This is a genomic window from Salinispora mooreana, from assembly GCF_000379065.1.
Classification (GTDB): domain Bacteria; phylum Actinomycetota; class Actinomycetes; order Mycobacteriales; family Micromonosporaceae; genus Micromonospora; species Micromonospora mooreana.
Window position 1 is genome coordinate 1,677,232 of sequence record NZ_KB900614.1, and the last position, 13,407, is coordinate 1,690,638.

Below are 13,407 nucleotides of genomic sequence, written 5' to 3' on the forward strand. Positions count from 1 at the left end.
ACTCCCGGCGAGCGCCGACTCGTCACGGCGGCAGGATTCCGGCGGCCACCGCCCTCAGGTCCGCAACCGGCACCCCAGCATTCCCTTCAACGTTGATCACGGTACCGCTGGGCGTCGTGATCACCACCTCGTGGACGGTAGCCTCGGAGCCGACGAATCTGGTGAGCTGGGCTTGGCCGGCCGGAACCGGGAAGCTGTCAATCACCGCCGTGCCCTTGATGGACCAGCCGACCAGCCACTCGGTGACCTGCTCCCGATCAACCTCCGCCGTCGTCCGCTCCGGGCGCAACACCGAAATCCACAGCCAATTCCCCCCGTTGGGTCGCACATAGTTACGGAGCGTTGTCGCGGCGGTCGGATGGTCGGAGCCGGCGACCGCTCCGCCACCTGGTGGTGGGGGCACCTCGCCGTCGTTGTGCAGTTGGTTCTTCGACACGACATAGCTAACAGGTCCAAGCTGCGCAACATAGGCCCGCAGCCCTTCCGTCCGGCGGGAGTGCAGGCACCTTCACACTATGACTACCCCGCATCCCTCTGGAAATGTTGCATGGGTCCCCGGATCCGGCGCCCGGGTGGAGTCCTTTCTAGACGTAGACCGACGCATGCTGGTCGTCGCGCTGCCCGACGGCATTCGCACGAAGCCGGGTTGGTACGGCGACCTGCTCGCCGAGCCGCAGGTGACCCTGGAGAACGACGCCTTCACGATCGAGGCACGCGCGGTGCTGCTCGAGGAGGGCGAACGGGACGCCACGCTCGGCCGGGCGGCGGAGCTGGACCCCGCACTGCGGCGGGAGTTGGCGGACAGGTGACGATTCGGCCTGACCGCGGCCCGGTCAGCCCCGCCCCGCCGCTGCGCGGTTCCCGTACCGCTCGGCGGCACGCGCCTTGGCCTTCGCGGCCTCCACTGCGCGGTCCCGGGGAGACGCCTTGGTCACCAGGTCACCCAGGAGGGTCTGGGTGGCCGCGGCGACCGCACGAACGGCTTCGTTGAACGCCTCCTCGTTGGCCGCGGACGGTCTGGTCGCGCCACTGACCTTGCGCACGTACTGGACCGCGGCGGCCTCAATCTCGTCGTCGGTGGCGGGCGGTTCGAAGTTGTGGAGCACGCGAATGTTCCGACACATGGCTCCACGATGCCAGCCACAAGCCCCAACTTGAACCGCCCACGCCCCACACCGCGCTATCCGCGGGACGAGATCTGTTGCACCGTCCAGTGGTTGCCGTCCGGGTCGTCGAAAACGATGAAGCCGACGTTGTCCAGGCTGTCGCCGTCCCGGGCTGGGCGAAAGCCCTCCGGCCCGGCCACTCGAACCTCGCTGACCGCGACCCCCCGCTCCACCAACTGTTGATGGGCCTTTCGCACGTCCGCGACCACGAACTGCACCCCCTTCAGCGACCCCGGCTCCATCTCACTGATGCCCTTCCCGATGATGATCGAGCACCCGGAGCCGGGTGGGGTCAGCTGCACCGGACCGAACTCGCCGTCACCGCGAGAATCAAAATCCAGGTGGAAGCCCAGCTTCTCGGTGAAGAATTCCTTGGCGCGGTCCACGTCCGCCACCGGCACCAGCACCACTTCCAGAGTCCAGTTCATCTATCCCACTCTCGCTCGCGCTACCCCTTGCTTGGCCCGACACGTTCGCCGGGCGCCGACCTCTCCTTGGTGGCACCCCAACGGGCCCACATCACCGTGACGCGAGCACCTCGTCGAGCCGGTCGTAGCTCTCCGCCACACCCCGCTCCATCGGAGTGGCCAGCACGAGGTCGCGCACCTCCTGCGACGAATAGCGCAGGGTGGTCTTCAGCGTGGTCAACCCGGCGCGCTCCGTGAGTACGGCGGTGACGAGGGACTCGCCCGGCACCCACTGGTCGTCGTAGGACTCGGTGTAGACGAGCCGGTCTGGCGCCTGGACCTCGCGGTACACCCCGCCCTGCCCCATCTTCAGGCCATCCGGCCCCACCGAGACGAAGCGCCAGCTGCCACCGACCCGTAGCTCGACCTCGCATTCGACCAGGCGCCAACCGCGAGCGCCGAACCACCGCCTGAGCAACTCGGGCTTGGTCAACGTGTCGAACACGAGGTGCCGTGGCGCGTTGAACACCCGGGTCAGGACGATGTCAGTCGGTGCCGGTGTGCTCACCCGCAGAGATTTCGCCGTCATGTCCCCTGCCCCTCCCGGGCGCCACTCGACCGACGGACATCGTCACCGGCCTGGAGTTCGTCGAGCAGTTCGTCCAGGTGCCCGTACGCCTCCGCCCAGTAGCCGCGGTAGTTCTCCAGCCAGTCCACTACCAACCGGAGCTGGCCCCCCTCAAGGTGACACGGCCGACGTTGGGCGACACGTCCGCGGGAGATCAGCCCCGCGCTCTCCAAGACCTTCAGGTGCCGAGAGATCGCCGGTTGACTCACCGGGAACGGGGCGGCGATCTCCTTCACGGTCGCGTCGCCCTGCGCGAGCCGGGCGAGGATCGCTCGCCGGGTCGGGTCCGCCAGGGCCGCGAAGGTGGCATCGAGACGCTCGGGCTCATCAAGTGCATAACCAGCTTGTTTCATAACGAGTTGGTTATATCCTTCGGCTGTTGCCCTGTCAAGCCCGACCTCGGCATGTCTTCGCAGGTGGAGGCGCTCCGGCCAGGGGACGAGAGCTGAACGGCTGCCCGGCTAACGCGCCGGTCCGGAAGGTGGGTCGGCCGCGCGGTGGGGTGCCCAAGGACCCGGACCTGAACGCCTGTGCCCTGATGAGGTGCTCAGGGTTCGTACGGGTAACACCTGAGCAATTCGGTCCGGGGAACATCTGATTGATCTTGGTGGAGCGCGTGAGCAGGGTGAAACCATGTCATCGCAACCGCCGTCGAAGCGCTCGATCCGCCCCCACCTGTCGCGCCGCGCCGTGCTGACCGGCAGTTGTCTTGGTCTGCTCACCGCCGCCGGCGCCACGCTCTGGGGCGATCCGCCCTCAGCAGCCACGGTCAGCGATCCTGCGGTGGGCGCCATCCCCGAGGACCGGCTGTTACGGCCGTGGGGACGGGTACCTGCCACGGCGCGCATCGGTACCGGCATCACGGTGGGGCCTACCGGGGAGATAGCTCTGCTGCACCGGGCGGGCACCGCGTTCGCCTACGACGCGGTCATCGACACGGACACGGTCGTCGTCCTGAACCCACGCGACGGCACGGTGCGCCGCACCTGGGGAGCGGGACGGTTTCGTTCGCCTCACTCGATCACCGCAGACAGTGAGGGACGGTATTGGGTCACCGACGTCAGGACTAACAAGATCACCACCTTCGACGCGGCGGGACGGCAGGTCGGTGAAGTGGGCCACGACTATCCCACCGGACTGGAAACCTGCCTGCGAGTACGTAACGTCCTCAGCAACCTGCCGTGCACCCTCGACGGGTACATCTTCGCCCGCCCCACCGACGTGGCCGTGTCGGCCGATGGGTCCATCGTCGTCACCGATGGCTACCGCAACTGCCGAGTGGCCCGGTTCGACACGCACCGCGTGCTGACCCGCCAGTGGGGCGAACTCGGTGACCAGCCCGCACAATTCAACATTCCGCATGGCGTGGCCCTGGACAGCAATGAAGCTGTGTACGTCGCCGACCGGCGCAACGCACGAGTGCAGGTCTTCAATGCCGACGGATCGGTGCGGCACGTGTGGCACAGCAGCGCCCTGGGCCGTCCTTACGACGTCGCGATCGGTCCAGACGACGCGGTCTACGTCCTCGACGGCGGAGATCTCCTGGATGAGAACAACGGTGAGCAGCGCGGCTATGTCTGCCGGCTGTCGACCACCGGGCAGGTCACCCACCGGTGGGCGCTAGCTGATCAGCGCGCCAACCCCCACCAACTCGCCATCGGTGTCCGGGGGGAGATTTACGTGGCGGCTCTTGCCGGTGCCCCCCCTGTGGCGATGGGCTCCCATAAAACCAGCGCGGTCAAACACGACCATGTCCGGGATCCGCCGGCGATGACAGCCCAGCGGGGGCCGGATCGAACTCGGGCTGCTCAGGCCACAGCGCGGCGAACTGCACCCAGCTGGGTTCGAGCAACGATGACGGCAGCGCAGGCGCGGAACTCCATCGATAGCCAAACGTAGACGAGATCGAGACGCTACTCGACAGCCCGATCCACGAGGTACGCGCCGGCGCGGTCAGCATCATGTCCAAGCAGGCCGCACGGAAGAAGACCACCGACGCGCGCCGGGCGGAGCTGTACGACCTCTACCTGCGCCGGCATGACCGGATCGACAACTGGGACCAGGTCGACCTCGGTGCCGCGAACGTGGTGGGGGCACATCTGGTCGACAAGCCCCGCGACGTGCTGTTCGAGTTGGCGCGCTCGGACGACCCGTGGCAGCGACGAACCGCGATCGTCAGCACTGGCGTTCGTCCGCGCCGACGACCTCGACGACACGTTCCGGATCGCCGAGATGTTCGTTGCTGATTCGCATGACTTGGTCCACAAGGCCACCGGTTGGCTGCTACGCAGCGCCGGGGACCAGGACCGGGCACGGCTGCTCGGGTTCCTCGACCAGTACGCGGCCACCATGCCCCGGACGCTACTGCGCTCCGCCATCGAACACCTCGACCAGGAGCAGCGGACCTACGACCTGGGCCGGAAGAAAGCCAAGCAGGGAGCCTCAGCTCGCTAGCCGACACTCCCCGACCCCATGCAGTAAGATGCGCGCATGGCCAAGCAGCTGACCGGCAGGGTGGCGCTCGTCGCCGGAGGGACCCGAGGTGCCGGGCGAGGAACCGCCATTCAGCTCGGAGCGGCTGGGGCAACCGTATACGTCACCGGCAGGTCAACCCGCGCCCAACGGTCGGAGATGAACCGGCCGGAGAGCATTGAGGAGACCGCCGAGTTGGTCAGCGCCGCCGGCGGGGTCGGCATCGCGGTGCAGGTCGACCACCTTGTCCCCGACGAGGTACGCGCGCTGATCGCGCGGATCGAGTCCGAGCAGGGCGCTCTCCACGTACTCGTCAATGATATCTGGGGCACCTCCCAGGTGGAGTGGAACAAAACGGTCTGGGAGTCAGACCTCAACGCCGGGCTGCATACGCTACGTCTCGCCGTGGAAACCCACGCCATCACCAGTCACTTCGCGCTGCCCCTACTCATCCGGAACCCGGGCGGGCTGGTCGTTGAGATGACCGACGGGACAGACGAGTACAACGCGGCCACCTACCGCAACTCATTCTTCTACGACCTCGCCAAGGGCGCCGTGAGCCGGATGGCGTTCGCACTGGCGCATGAGCTCCGGTCGCATGACACGACATCAGTCCTGCTCACTCCCGGATGGTTGCGGTCCGAGGACATGCTGGACGCCTTTGGTGTGACCGAGCAGAACTGGCGCGACGCGCTCACGGTCGAGCCCCACTTCGCAATCTCCGAAAGCCCCGCCTACGTTGGCCGCGCCGTGGCGGCCCTGGCACAGGATCCTGAGGTGTCCCGTTGGCATGGCAGGTCGCTCTCCAGTGGGGAACTGGCGAAGGTCTATGGCTTCACCGACCGGGACGGGAGTCAGCCCGACGCCTGGCGATACCTGGTCGAGGTGCAGGACGTCGGCAAGCCCGCCGACACGACCGGATACCGCTGACCTCACCCGGGCCAGTAGCTGCACGACGGTGAACATGTTCATCCACTGCACATCCTCGAGTAGTTGAAGTCGGAAACTTCGAATGACCATCATTGATGGTCATGAAGAGACCGCAGAGTCTGCTGCTCGCCCTGGCGCTCACCGCGACTGGGGTGCTTGCCCCCACCGCCCCTGCCGCCGCTGCACCGGCACCGCTGAAGGTCCTGACCCACAACGTCATGTTCCTGCCCCAGTCACTTTTCCCGAACTGGGGTCAGGTCACGCGCGCCAACCTGATCGCCGAGGCCGACTACATCACCGGCCGGGATGTCGTCATCCTGCAGGAAGTATTCGACAACGAGGCATCCGACCAGCTCAAAGACCAGCTCGCTACGGAGTATCCCTACCAAACGCCAGTTCTCGGCCGATCGAGGTCCGGCTGGGACGCCACTCTGGGCTCATACTCCAACGCGACGCCGGAGGATGGCGGAGTCACCATCCTGAGCCGGTGGCCCATCCTGGAAAAGATCCAGTACGTCTACGCGGACGGCTGCGGCGCAGACTGGTTTTCCCACAAGGGCTTCATCTACGCGCAGCTCAACGTCAACGACGAACCCGTACACGTGGTGGGCACCCATGCTCAGGCGGCCGACACCGGCTGCGCGGACAACACCGGGGCCCAGGTACGGGCAGCCCAGTTCGACGAGCTCGACGCCTTCCTAGACGCTCGCGGCATCCCGGCGGATGAACAGGTCATCCTCGCTGGCGACTTCAACGTTGACCGCTACTCCACCGAATACGACAGCATGCTGACCCGGCTCGACGTCAGGGATGCGACGTTCACCGGCCATCCGTACTCGTGGGACGCGCAGCGCAACGACATGGCCGACTACAACGACGACCAGGACAGCCGCCAGCAACTCGACTACATTCTGCAACGCAACGGCCACGTGCGGCACGGCTCAGGCGACAACGAGACGTTAGCCGTCGAGGCACCGAAGTGGTGTGTGACGAGTTGGTTTGTCCGCTACTGCTACACCGACTACGCCGACCATTACCCAGTCGCGGCCGACATCTGACGCAGTCACCTGGGGCAGACAGCTGTCCTCCAGGGCTGGGGCTGGGCAGCGGCGCGTGCGCCGCTGCCCAGCCCCAGCCCCAGCCCCAGTCCCAGCCCCACCACCGTCACCACCCCAACCTCGCAGCCAGCCGCCCACCAACCGGCGTGCGGCCAGAACCCCCTGCTTGCTCGGGCTCAGTGGCAGGCGCTGCTCCGCCAGGGTCACGGCACGTGCCCGTTAGCTTTGATCATCGCGCACCGGAGCGAAGAGTCCATGCCCGGCAGCGCGGCTTCGTGTCGCATGGTCGCTGTCAGCTCGCCTCCAATCTCCGTGTTGGGTAGCTCCCGGTATCCAAGCCTCCGGTAGTAGGGGCCATTCCAGGGCACATCGCGGAAGGTGGTCAGGGTCGTCGCCGGACGACCACTACGCCTCCCCCACCCCTCGACGTGTGCGATGAGCCGCCGACCAATCCCGCGCCGAGCGTGCGTGGGCGCTACCGACACCTGCTCGATGTGGGCGTTGCCGTCCAGCACCGCCGCGATGACGTAACCGACCGTCCGATCGCCTTCCTCGGCAACCCAGATCAGCCCCTGCCGCTGACTTCGCCTCAGGGCCTGTCGATCCACGGCATGATCAGCTATTTCTGACATGCCAACCGAATGGAAGAGCTGGCCGGCCTGGACCTCAAGCCGAGCCAGGTCACCGAGCTCCGATTGTCTTGCCGCCCGAATCAGGGACGTCCTCCTCACTCTCGCAGCAGCAGGGCCGCCTGCCATCGACCACACCCTGCTCGCCCAACGCGCTGTCAGGGCCCCGCGATCACGGCGTCATTGCCCGGCATCCGGGTCACGCTGGGCAGTTGCAGCACGGCTGCGGCCGACTGGCCACTCGTCTCGTAGGTCGGGCACATCGCCGTCAGCAGGAACGACTGCCAGGCGATGTCGATCGGATGTGCCTCGGGCAGGCTGATCTGATGGTGGCTGAGGTTGATCCCGGACGACACCTGGCGCCCGCCATCGCGGCTGTGCAACGAAAACATCTGGTGACCGAACACCAGACCGTCATGGCCGAAGAACTCACCGCACGGAGTAGGAAGCGAGAGAATACCAAGACCGTAGGTACCGGCTTCGGGCACATCCGGCAGCATCGGCATCCCGGTGAGCATCTCATCGAGGGTGGCCGGGCTGAGCAGATCACCGTTGAGCAGCGCCCGGAAGAACGTGTTCAGGTCTGCCGTGGTCCCGATCATCTCGCCCGCCGTCCACCCCCAGCTCATGTTGAACTCGCTGAGGTCACGAACCCCGAACGGGGCGAAGTAGGCACCGCTGTGTGGGCCATGAATAGTCGGATCAGTGCCAGGGAACGACGTCCCCGTGAGCTTCAACGGTCGCAGAATGCGTCGCTGCACCTCTGCCGCCGCCGGATTGCCAGTGATCGACTCGATCAGTAAGCCGGCCAGGATGTAGTTCGTGTTCGAGTAACTGAACTCAGCCCCGGGCACGTTGGTCGGCGGCATGGCCAGGCCCATCGCAACCAGATCCGCCGGAGCGTACGTCGTGGCCTGCATCTGGTCGATCGCCGCCCACGAATCGAGCATCGCATTGGTGTAGTTGCCGATGCCGCTGGTGTGGTTCAACAGCATCCTGACGGTGACTTCGGCGCCACGTTCACCCGGCACGATTTCCGGCAGCAGCTCCCCGATCGGGTCGTCGAGGCCCAGGCGGCCCTCGTCAACAAGCTGCAGCACAGTGGTGGCGACGAACGTCTTGGTGATGCTGCCGATGCGGAACCGCAGCTGTGGCTGCATCGGCCGGGGGTGGGTCAGGAACGCCTGGCCGGCACTGCCGCGCCAGTCGTGTCGGCCGTCACGTACAGCAGCCAACGCACCCGGAACCCCGGCTTCGGGCACCGCGGCGAGCGCGGTGCGCAACTCACCCCGATCCAGCCCGCCGGAGGAGCTTCCCCCAGCTGTCTGAGTAGGTAACGCGGCCGCAGATGTGGGCACCACAAAGGCCGTAGCTGCCAGCGTCGCACTGGCAACCGCGATCTTCAACGCCCGAGGAATCATAGACATATTGCGATCCTAGGTGGTGACTGCAACCAGGATTTCGCTGCCGCTCCGATGGCAATCGTCGAAGTGATGTAGTTCGGCATCTCCACCACCGAGCGTCCGTTCGCCGCCCGTGTTGCTCAATATCCATGCTGACCCGTATCGCACGCCCCAAGATGCACAACGAGGAGCATCGATATAGCGCCCCGGGCTGAGGCTCTACGGTATGTGATAGCCAAACGCGAAATCTTCGCTGACGTTACGTTCGACGCTTCTCGCGGTGCGTAGTAGCGCTGAGCGACGCGACCGGCGGCTGGCCCTGCTTGACGCCCTCGGTGCTCCGCGCTCCGCCCGCGCCTACCTCCTCAACGTGGCCAAATTCAGCCAACACCCTGACCTCGCGCAGTACCTGTCGCGCACAAGAAACCGGGTCCTGGTGGAAGCCAGCCCGATGGATCAGGTCTGGGGCATCGGCCTATCCATCACAGACCCACGCGCGGCTGACCCTGCCCGATGGCGCGGTCGTAACCTCCTCGGATTCGGGCTGATGAGCACCCGCGCAAAGCTCGCCTTCGGCTGATCCCGAAGGCCCTGGCAGCTACCGAAGCCTGCGCCGGGCTGCCCAGACATGGTTGGTGGCCGGCGCCCTGGTTCGGGTGCCGGCCACCAGTTTCTTTCTCCCTTGTGTGGGTTGGGTCGTGTGTGTGGTGTGGGTGGGGTTAGCTGGTCCAGTGTTCGGCGACGAGGTCGGCGGCCTGGGTCTCCCACTGGGCGTAGTGGAACGGGAACGCCGACACCTGCACCGTCTGCGCGGCTTCGGTCAGGGGCATGTCCTGCCAGCCCTCGACCTGCTTGAGGCCGTTGAGGAAGGCGGTGGTGGAGTAGGCGGGGTCGGTGATCTGCTCCACGCTGCCCCAACCGGACGACGGGCGCTGCTGGAACAGGCCCTGCGAGTCGTGGTCGTTACGCGCGCCCAGGTGGCCCAGGTTCTCCAGCTTCGACTCCTGCAAACTGGTGGCGATCGCCACCACGGCGGCCCGCTCGTCCATCCCGGCGGCCTTCGTGGCCTCGATGATGGCCTTCACGTTCGACACCTGCTCATCGCCCAGGGCGATGCGCGACTGTGTGCCCTGGGTGCCGTGCGGGATCAGCGCGCTGATGTCGGGTTTATCGGCCTGCACGGCAGCGGAGGCCGAGGCGGGGGTGGGGTCGGTGAGGGTGGCCAGCGGGCCGGCGACGACACCGGTGGACAGGGCCAGACCAGCGATACCCAGCACGCTACGACGCAGAATCGTGTTCATCAGGGATTGCTCCATTCGGGGGTCGACACCCCACACCCGAGGGGGTTCGGGGTGGGTGCGAGCACCGTCCGGCGCTCAACGAAACTAAGGGGAAGAGGTCGGCGACCGCGGGCCTCATCGGGGGCACACGCACGGCGCCGGGTCCAGATGTAACGACCGGCCGGCCACCATCATTCCCGGCGGCCCATGCCCGGCGTCACCCGCCCGAGCGGGGCACCTCCACGGCCGTACGCAGGGTGTAACGCCCCCACGCCCACCGAGATTCCACCACCACCGTGCCCCCGACCACACCCCACACCGACATAGACCAACTATTCGTGACGCCGAGTCACGAAGGCGGTGGTCTTCCCCAGCCCGCTACAAAAGCGGACACCGCGGCACGGTGGGTGCGCGACACCGAGTGACCCAGCATCCGCAGATCGGCGGTTACCCGTCATCGCATCTCATGTCGGTCAATACCGGTAATATACGCCACACCCCGTAGAGCATCCTAGGAAAATGGTAAGCCCGCCCCGCGACCTACCCCAACCAACCGGCCGTCGCGGTCTACCCGGATGCGCCGGCCCATGCCGAGACGGTCTTGCCGCCCTACTCCGGCGGCGGGGTGACCCGCCGGTGCCGTCGGGGTCCAAAAGTCGGTTGTCGGCGACAGTGACGTCCGGGACGCTGGGCGGCATGTCGTTGTGAGGGCAGCACCTTCGTCGCCGCCACGCCATCGCGATCGGCGGCCGTCCACCCAACCCTTGGTGAGAAGTGAGCGTCCTTGTCTGTTCCACCTTTCCGGCCGGAGTCCCGGCCGGCACCCACCCCTGCCACCGTCTCCGTTTTCGCCTCCCCGACCAGCTGGGTCGAGTCCGACGCCGTTGACCAGTGCCACCAGGTGGCCGCCCTCGACGGCATGGTCCATGTCGCCGGCATGCCGGACCTGCACCCCGGCAAGGGCGCCCCGATCGGCGCCGCGATGACCTCGACCGTGCTCTACCCCCATCTGGTCGGCTCGGACATCGGCTGTGGCATCGCCGTCTTCCCGATCGTGCTGAAGCGGGTCGTACCGGAGCGGCTCGCCCCCCGCTTCCCCGACCTGGACCGCCCGCTCGATCCGGACCGGGACGCCGACGACCCGGCCTGGTCCGTGCTGGACGGTGACATTCCGGCCGGCCACCTCGACGGTCTCGGTACCGTCGGGCGGGGCAACCACTTTGTCGAACTCGCCCGCGTCGGCGAGGTCCTCGACCCGGGCCACGCCGCGCGACTCCGGCTCACCGCCGGCGACACGGTCCTCGTCGTCCACAGCGGTTCCCGTGGCCTCGGCGAGCGGAATCTGCGTGCGCACACCGAGCAACGCGGCGCCGGGCCCACCAAGGACCCGGCCGCGTACCTGGCGCGGCACGACGACGCGGTGCGCTGGGGTTCGCTGAACCGGCGGCTACTGGCGGCCCGGGCCGCGATCGCGCTGGGTGCCGAGCCGACGGCGCCGATCGTGGACCAATGCCACAACCTGGTCGAGGTACGCGACGGGCACTACCTGCACCGTAAGGGCGCGGCGCCGGGCGACGGCCGGGACGTGCTCGTCGCCGGCACCCGCGGCACCCCGTCGTACCTGGTGGCCGCGCACGCGGGGGCCCAGGCCAATCATTCGGTGGCGCACGGGGCGGGCCGCAAGATGTCCCGGGCGGACGCGCTGCGCCGGGGCCGGGCCAAGCACACGGTCAAGGAGCTGCGCCGCACCCCGCTGGGTTCGCTGGTGGTCTGCGGTGACCGGCAGCTGCTCTTCGAGGAGGCGCCGACCGCGTACAAGCGGATCGAGCAGGTGGTGGGTGACCTGGTCGCCCACGGACTCGCCACCCCGGTGACGACCACGGTCCCACTGGTCACCTACAAGACCCCGGACATGGGGGTCACCCCGCGTGGCGATCGACGGCCCGAACGCCGGCGGCGGGGGCAGCGATGAGCCTGCACCTGCTGCTGTCGGCTGGCCGGGGTCCCCAGGAGTGCGCCTGGGCGCTGGCCCGGCTACTGCGCCGGCTGGAGGCTGACGCCGCCCGCAACAACGTGGACGTGGTACGGCTGGACAGTGTCGTCGGTGACCGACCCGGCACCTACCGGTCGGTGTTACTCCGACTCACCGGCACGGAGGTGGAGGCGTTCGCCGGCGGCTGGACCGGGACGTTGTGCTGGCAGGCGCCCAGCCCCTACCGCGCCGGCCAGGGCAGAAAGAACTGGTACGTCGCAGCCCGACGATGCGAGGTAGACGCCCCGGTCACCCCGTTCGCCGAGACGGACGTGGAGGTGCTTGCCGTACGCACGGGTGGGCCGGGGGGCCAGCACCGCAACAAGGCCAGCACCGCGGTGCGGGCCACGTACCGCCCGACCGGCACCGTCGTCGTCGTTGACACCGAACGACAGTTCAGCCTCAACCGCAGCATCGCGCTGCGGTTGCTACGGCAACGACTCACGGCCGGTGACGAGGCGGCCGGGCGGGCGCTGGTGGCCGCCCGGCGGCGCGCCCACGACGAGCTGGTCCGGGGCGATCCGACGCGGGTCGAACGGCCCTGACCGGTCTTCCCGCCACGGCGGGTCCGCGCCGAGTAGTACGAACAGACCGCTCTGTCGGCCCTCAGCCCTCTGTCCCCGTTGGGCCAGACGGTCTCACTGGAACCCAGTGGCCGGCGCGAGGCCCAGGTGGTGGCGGTCTCGCGCCGGCCGGTTCAGCCGCCTACGGATTCCCCGTACCTTGGGGGCGTCTGTGGTTGGCGGCCTCGGGGGTAGGGATCAGGAAAGGACTTCGAAGGTCCAAGTCTTGGCACCGGAGCTGATGGTGGTGCCGTCGGCAGCGAGCACGCCGGTGACCTCGAAGGTGACGTCGTAGGTCCCGGCGGCGTCGAAGCCCCAGTTGACGTGGGCGTGGGTGTTGTAGTTGACATTCAGGCTGTCGGGGAGCCCGTCACCGCTGTCGAAGAGCACCGTTGGGGTGCCGCCGGAGACGGTGTAGGCGCTGAAGCCGGCCGGCCCGGTGACGTTGGTGAGCTTGAAGGTGACCCGGTTGTTCTGGAACACGCCACTGGGCACCTCTTCAGTGTTCCAGCCTGCCCACAGCAGATCGGAGCTGCTGGCCTGCGGTAGCACCCACGCTTGATTGTCGGTGCCGAGGAACGACCACTCACTACCGCTGGGCACGGTGACCTTGGCGGTGTTGGGGACGCTCAGGATGACATCGGCGGGATCGCGCTCCACCGAGTCGTCGTCGAGCAGGTTGACGGTCAGTGCGCCGCCGGCGTAGTCGACGTCGAGGACGTCAACGTGACCGCTGGAGATCACGATCGGCGTTGCGGCAGCGGTAGTGGTGGTGCCGGCAAGCAGCGCGGCGGTGACGGCGAGGCCGGTGAGAATTCGGCGACGGAGGTGCATGGTGC

At 67.4% G+C, this 13,407-nt stretch carries 12 protein-coding genes and 5 pseudogenes; 8 read left to right on the forward strand and 9 right to left on the reverse strand.

Features of this window, described 5'->3' with window-relative positions:
* Positions 1-22 precede the first annotated feature (22 nt).
* A pseudogene (locus SALPAC6_RS27440) lies at positions 23-484 on the reverse strand (hypothetical protein); the annotation flags it as partial.
* Between the two features lie 88 nt (positions 485-572).
* Between SALPAC6_RS27440 and SALPAC6_RS0108020 the strand changes: the two are divergent.
* Positions 573-895, forward strand: a pseudogene (locus tag SALPAC6_RS0108020) (nitroreductase/quinone reductase family protein); the annotation flags it as partial.
* On the opposite strand, the gene SALPAC6_RS0108025 reads toward SALPAC6_RS0108020, so the two are convergent.
* From SALPAC6_RS0108025 to SALPAC6_RS0108040, 4 genes are all read right to left on the reverse strand, one after another.
* Positions 834-1,124 (reverse strand): DUF2277 domain-containing protein, encoded by a 291-nt coding sequence (locus SALPAC6_RS0108025; RefSeq protein ID WP_026189431.1) that lies wholly within the window; start codon positions 1,122-1,124, stop codon positions 834-836. The pseudogene SALPAC6_RS0108020 and the gene SALPAC6_RS0108025 sit on opposite strands and share 62 nt — an antisense overlap.
* A gap of 56 nt (positions 1,125-1,180) precedes the next feature.
* Entirely contained in the window at positions 1,181-1,594 is a 414-nt protein-coding gene (locus tag SALPAC6_RS0108030) for a VOC family protein (protein ID WP_018252917.1), read from the reverse strand.
* A 91-nt stretch (positions 1,595-1,685) separates the two neighbouring features.
* Positions 1,686-2,162, reverse strand: coding sequence for an SRPBCC family protein (locus SALPAC6_RS0108035; protein ID WP_018252918.1), 477 nt, complete (start codon positions 2,160-2,162; stop codon positions 1,686-1,688).
* Entirely contained in the window at positions 2,159-2,554 is a 396-nt protein-coding gene (locus SALPAC6_RS0108040) for an ArsR/SmtB family transcription factor (protein WP_018252919.1), read from the reverse strand. Before SALPAC6_RS0108040 ends, SALPAC6_RS0108035 begins: the two co-directional genes overlap by 4 nt.
* Positions 2,555-2,891: 337 nt before the next feature.
* Here SALPAC6_RS0108040 and SALPAC6_RS25555 point away from each other — a divergent pair.
* The 4 genes and pseudogenes from SALPAC6_RS25555 to sph all read left to right on the forward strand — a co-directional run bounded on the left by SALPAC6_RS25555 (position 2,892) and on the right by sph (position 6,661).
* Positions 2,892-3,975: pseudogene (locus tag SALPAC6_RS25555) on the forward strand (peptidyl-alpha-hydroxyglycine alpha-amidating lyase family protein).
* A gap of 127 nt (positions 3,976-4,102) precedes the next feature.
* Positions 4,103-4,655, forward strand: a pseudogene (locus SALPAC6_RS25560) (DNA alkylation repair protein); the annotation flags it as partial.
* Positions 4,656-4,691: 36 nt separating this feature from the next.
* On the forward strand, positions 4,692-5,603 hold the full coding sequence (locus SALPAC6_RS0108055; RefSeq protein ID WP_026189432.1) for an SDR family oxidoreductase: 912 nt from the start codon (positions 4,692-4,694) through the stop codon (positions 5,601-5,603).
* A gap of 101 nt (positions 5,604-5,704) precedes the next feature.
* Positions 5,705-6,661 carry a sphingomyelin phosphodiesterase gene (gene sph, locus SALPAC6_RS0108060; RefSeq protein ID WP_026189433.1) on the forward strand — a complete coding sequence of 319 codons (957 nt, stop codon included), beginning with the start codon at positions 5,705-5,707 and terminating at the stop codon, positions 6,659-6,661.
* Positions 6,662-6,864: 203 nt separating this feature from the next.
* Here the strand turns inward: sph and SALPAC6_RS0108065 are convergent, their stop codons facing one another.
* Positions 6,865-7,392, reverse strand: a complete 528-nt coding sequence (locus SALPAC6_RS0108065) for a GNAT family N-acetyltransferase (protein ID WP_018252923.1) — start codon at positions 7,390-7,392, stop codon at positions 6,865-6,867.
* 56 nt (positions 7,393-7,448) lie between these two features.
* Complete coding sequence (locus SALPAC6_RS0108070; protein ID WP_018252924.1) at positions 7,449-8,573, reverse strand: serine hydrolase domain-containing protein; 1,125 nt, start codon at positions 8,571-8,573, stop codon at positions 7,449-7,451.
* Positions 8,574-9,060: 487 nt separating this feature from the next.
* On the opposite strand from SALPAC6_RS0108070, the pseudogene SALPAC6_RS25565 reads away from it, so the two are divergent.
* A pseudogene (locus SALPAC6_RS25565) lies at positions 9,061-9,273 on the forward strand (NADAR domain-containing protein); the annotation flags it as partial.
* Between the two features lie 139 nt (positions 9,274-9,412).
* On the opposite strand, the gene SALPAC6_RS0108080 reads toward SALPAC6_RS25565, so the two are convergent.
* Positions 9,413-9,994 carry a hypothetical protein gene (locus tag SALPAC6_RS0108080; RefSeq protein WP_018251621.1) on the reverse strand — a complete coding sequence of 194 codons (582 nt, stop codon included), beginning with the start codon at positions 9,992-9,994 and terminating at the stop codon, positions 9,413-9,415.
* A 763-nt stretch (positions 9,995-10,757) separates the two neighbouring features.
* Here SALPAC6_RS0108080 and SALPAC6_RS0108085 point away from each other — a divergent pair.
* Positions 10,758-11,945, forward strand: coding sequence for an RNA ligase RtcB family protein (locus SALPAC6_RS0108085; RefSeq protein ID WP_026189435.1), 1,188 nt, complete (start codon positions 10,758-10,760; stop codon positions 11,943-11,945).
* Positions 11,942-12,550 carry a peptide chain release factor H gene (gene prfH / locus SALPAC6_RS0108090; protein WP_018252927.1) on the forward strand — a complete coding sequence of 203 codons (609 nt, stop codon included), beginning with the start codon at positions 11,942-11,944 and terminating at the stop codon, positions 12,548-12,550. The genes SALPAC6_RS0108085 and prfH overlap by 4 nt, the downstream gene beginning before the upstream one ends.
* Before the next feature lie 216 nt (positions 12,551-12,766).
* On the opposite strand, the gene SALPAC6_RS0108095 is transcribed toward prfH, so the two are convergent.
* Positions 12,767-13,402, reverse strand: coding sequence for a choice-of-anchor M domain-containing protein (locus SALPAC6_RS0108095; protein ID WP_397539415.1), 636 nt, complete (start codon positions 13,400-13,402; stop codon positions 12,767-12,769).
* Positions 13,403-13,407 lie beyond the last annotated feature (5 nt).

Coding starts and splice junctions, on each gene's coding strand:
- SALPAC6_RS0108080 (WP_018251621.1), bottom strand. CDS start 9,994: ATGAACACGATTCTGCGTCGTAGCGTGCTGGGTATCGCTGGTCTGGCC.
- SALPAC6_RS0108030 (WP_018252917.1), bottom strand. CDS start 1,594: ATGAACTGGACTCTGGAAGTGGTGCTGGTGCCGGTGGCGGACGTGGAC.
- SALPAC6_RS0108035 (WP_018252918.1), bottom strand. CDS start 2,162: ATGACGGCGAAATCTCTGCGGGTGAGCACACCGGCACCGACTGACATC.
- SALPAC6_RS0108025 (WP_026189431.1), bottom strand. CDS start 1,124: ATGTGTCGGAACATTCGCGTGCTCCACAACTTCGAACCGCCCGCCACC.
- SALPAC6_RS0108055 (WP_026189432.1), top strand. CDS start 4,692: ATGGCCAAGCAGCTGACCGGCAGGGTGGCGCTCGTCGCCGGAGGGACC.
- SALPAC6_RS0108095 (WP_397539415.1), bottom strand. CDS start 13,402: ATGCACCTCCGTCGCCGAATTCTCACCGGCCTCGCCGTCACCGCCGCG.
- SALPAC6_RS0108040 (WP_018252919.1), bottom strand. CDS start 2,554: ATGAAACAAGCTGGTTATGCACTTGATGAGCCCGAGCGTCTCGATGCC.
- sph (WP_026189433.1), top strand. CDS start 5,705: ATGAAGAGACCGCAGAGTCTGCTGCTCGCCCTGGCGCTCACCGCGACT.
- prfH (WP_018252927.1), top strand. CDS start 11,942: ATGAGCCTGCACCTGCTGCTGTCGGCTGGCCGGGGTCCCCAGGAGTGC.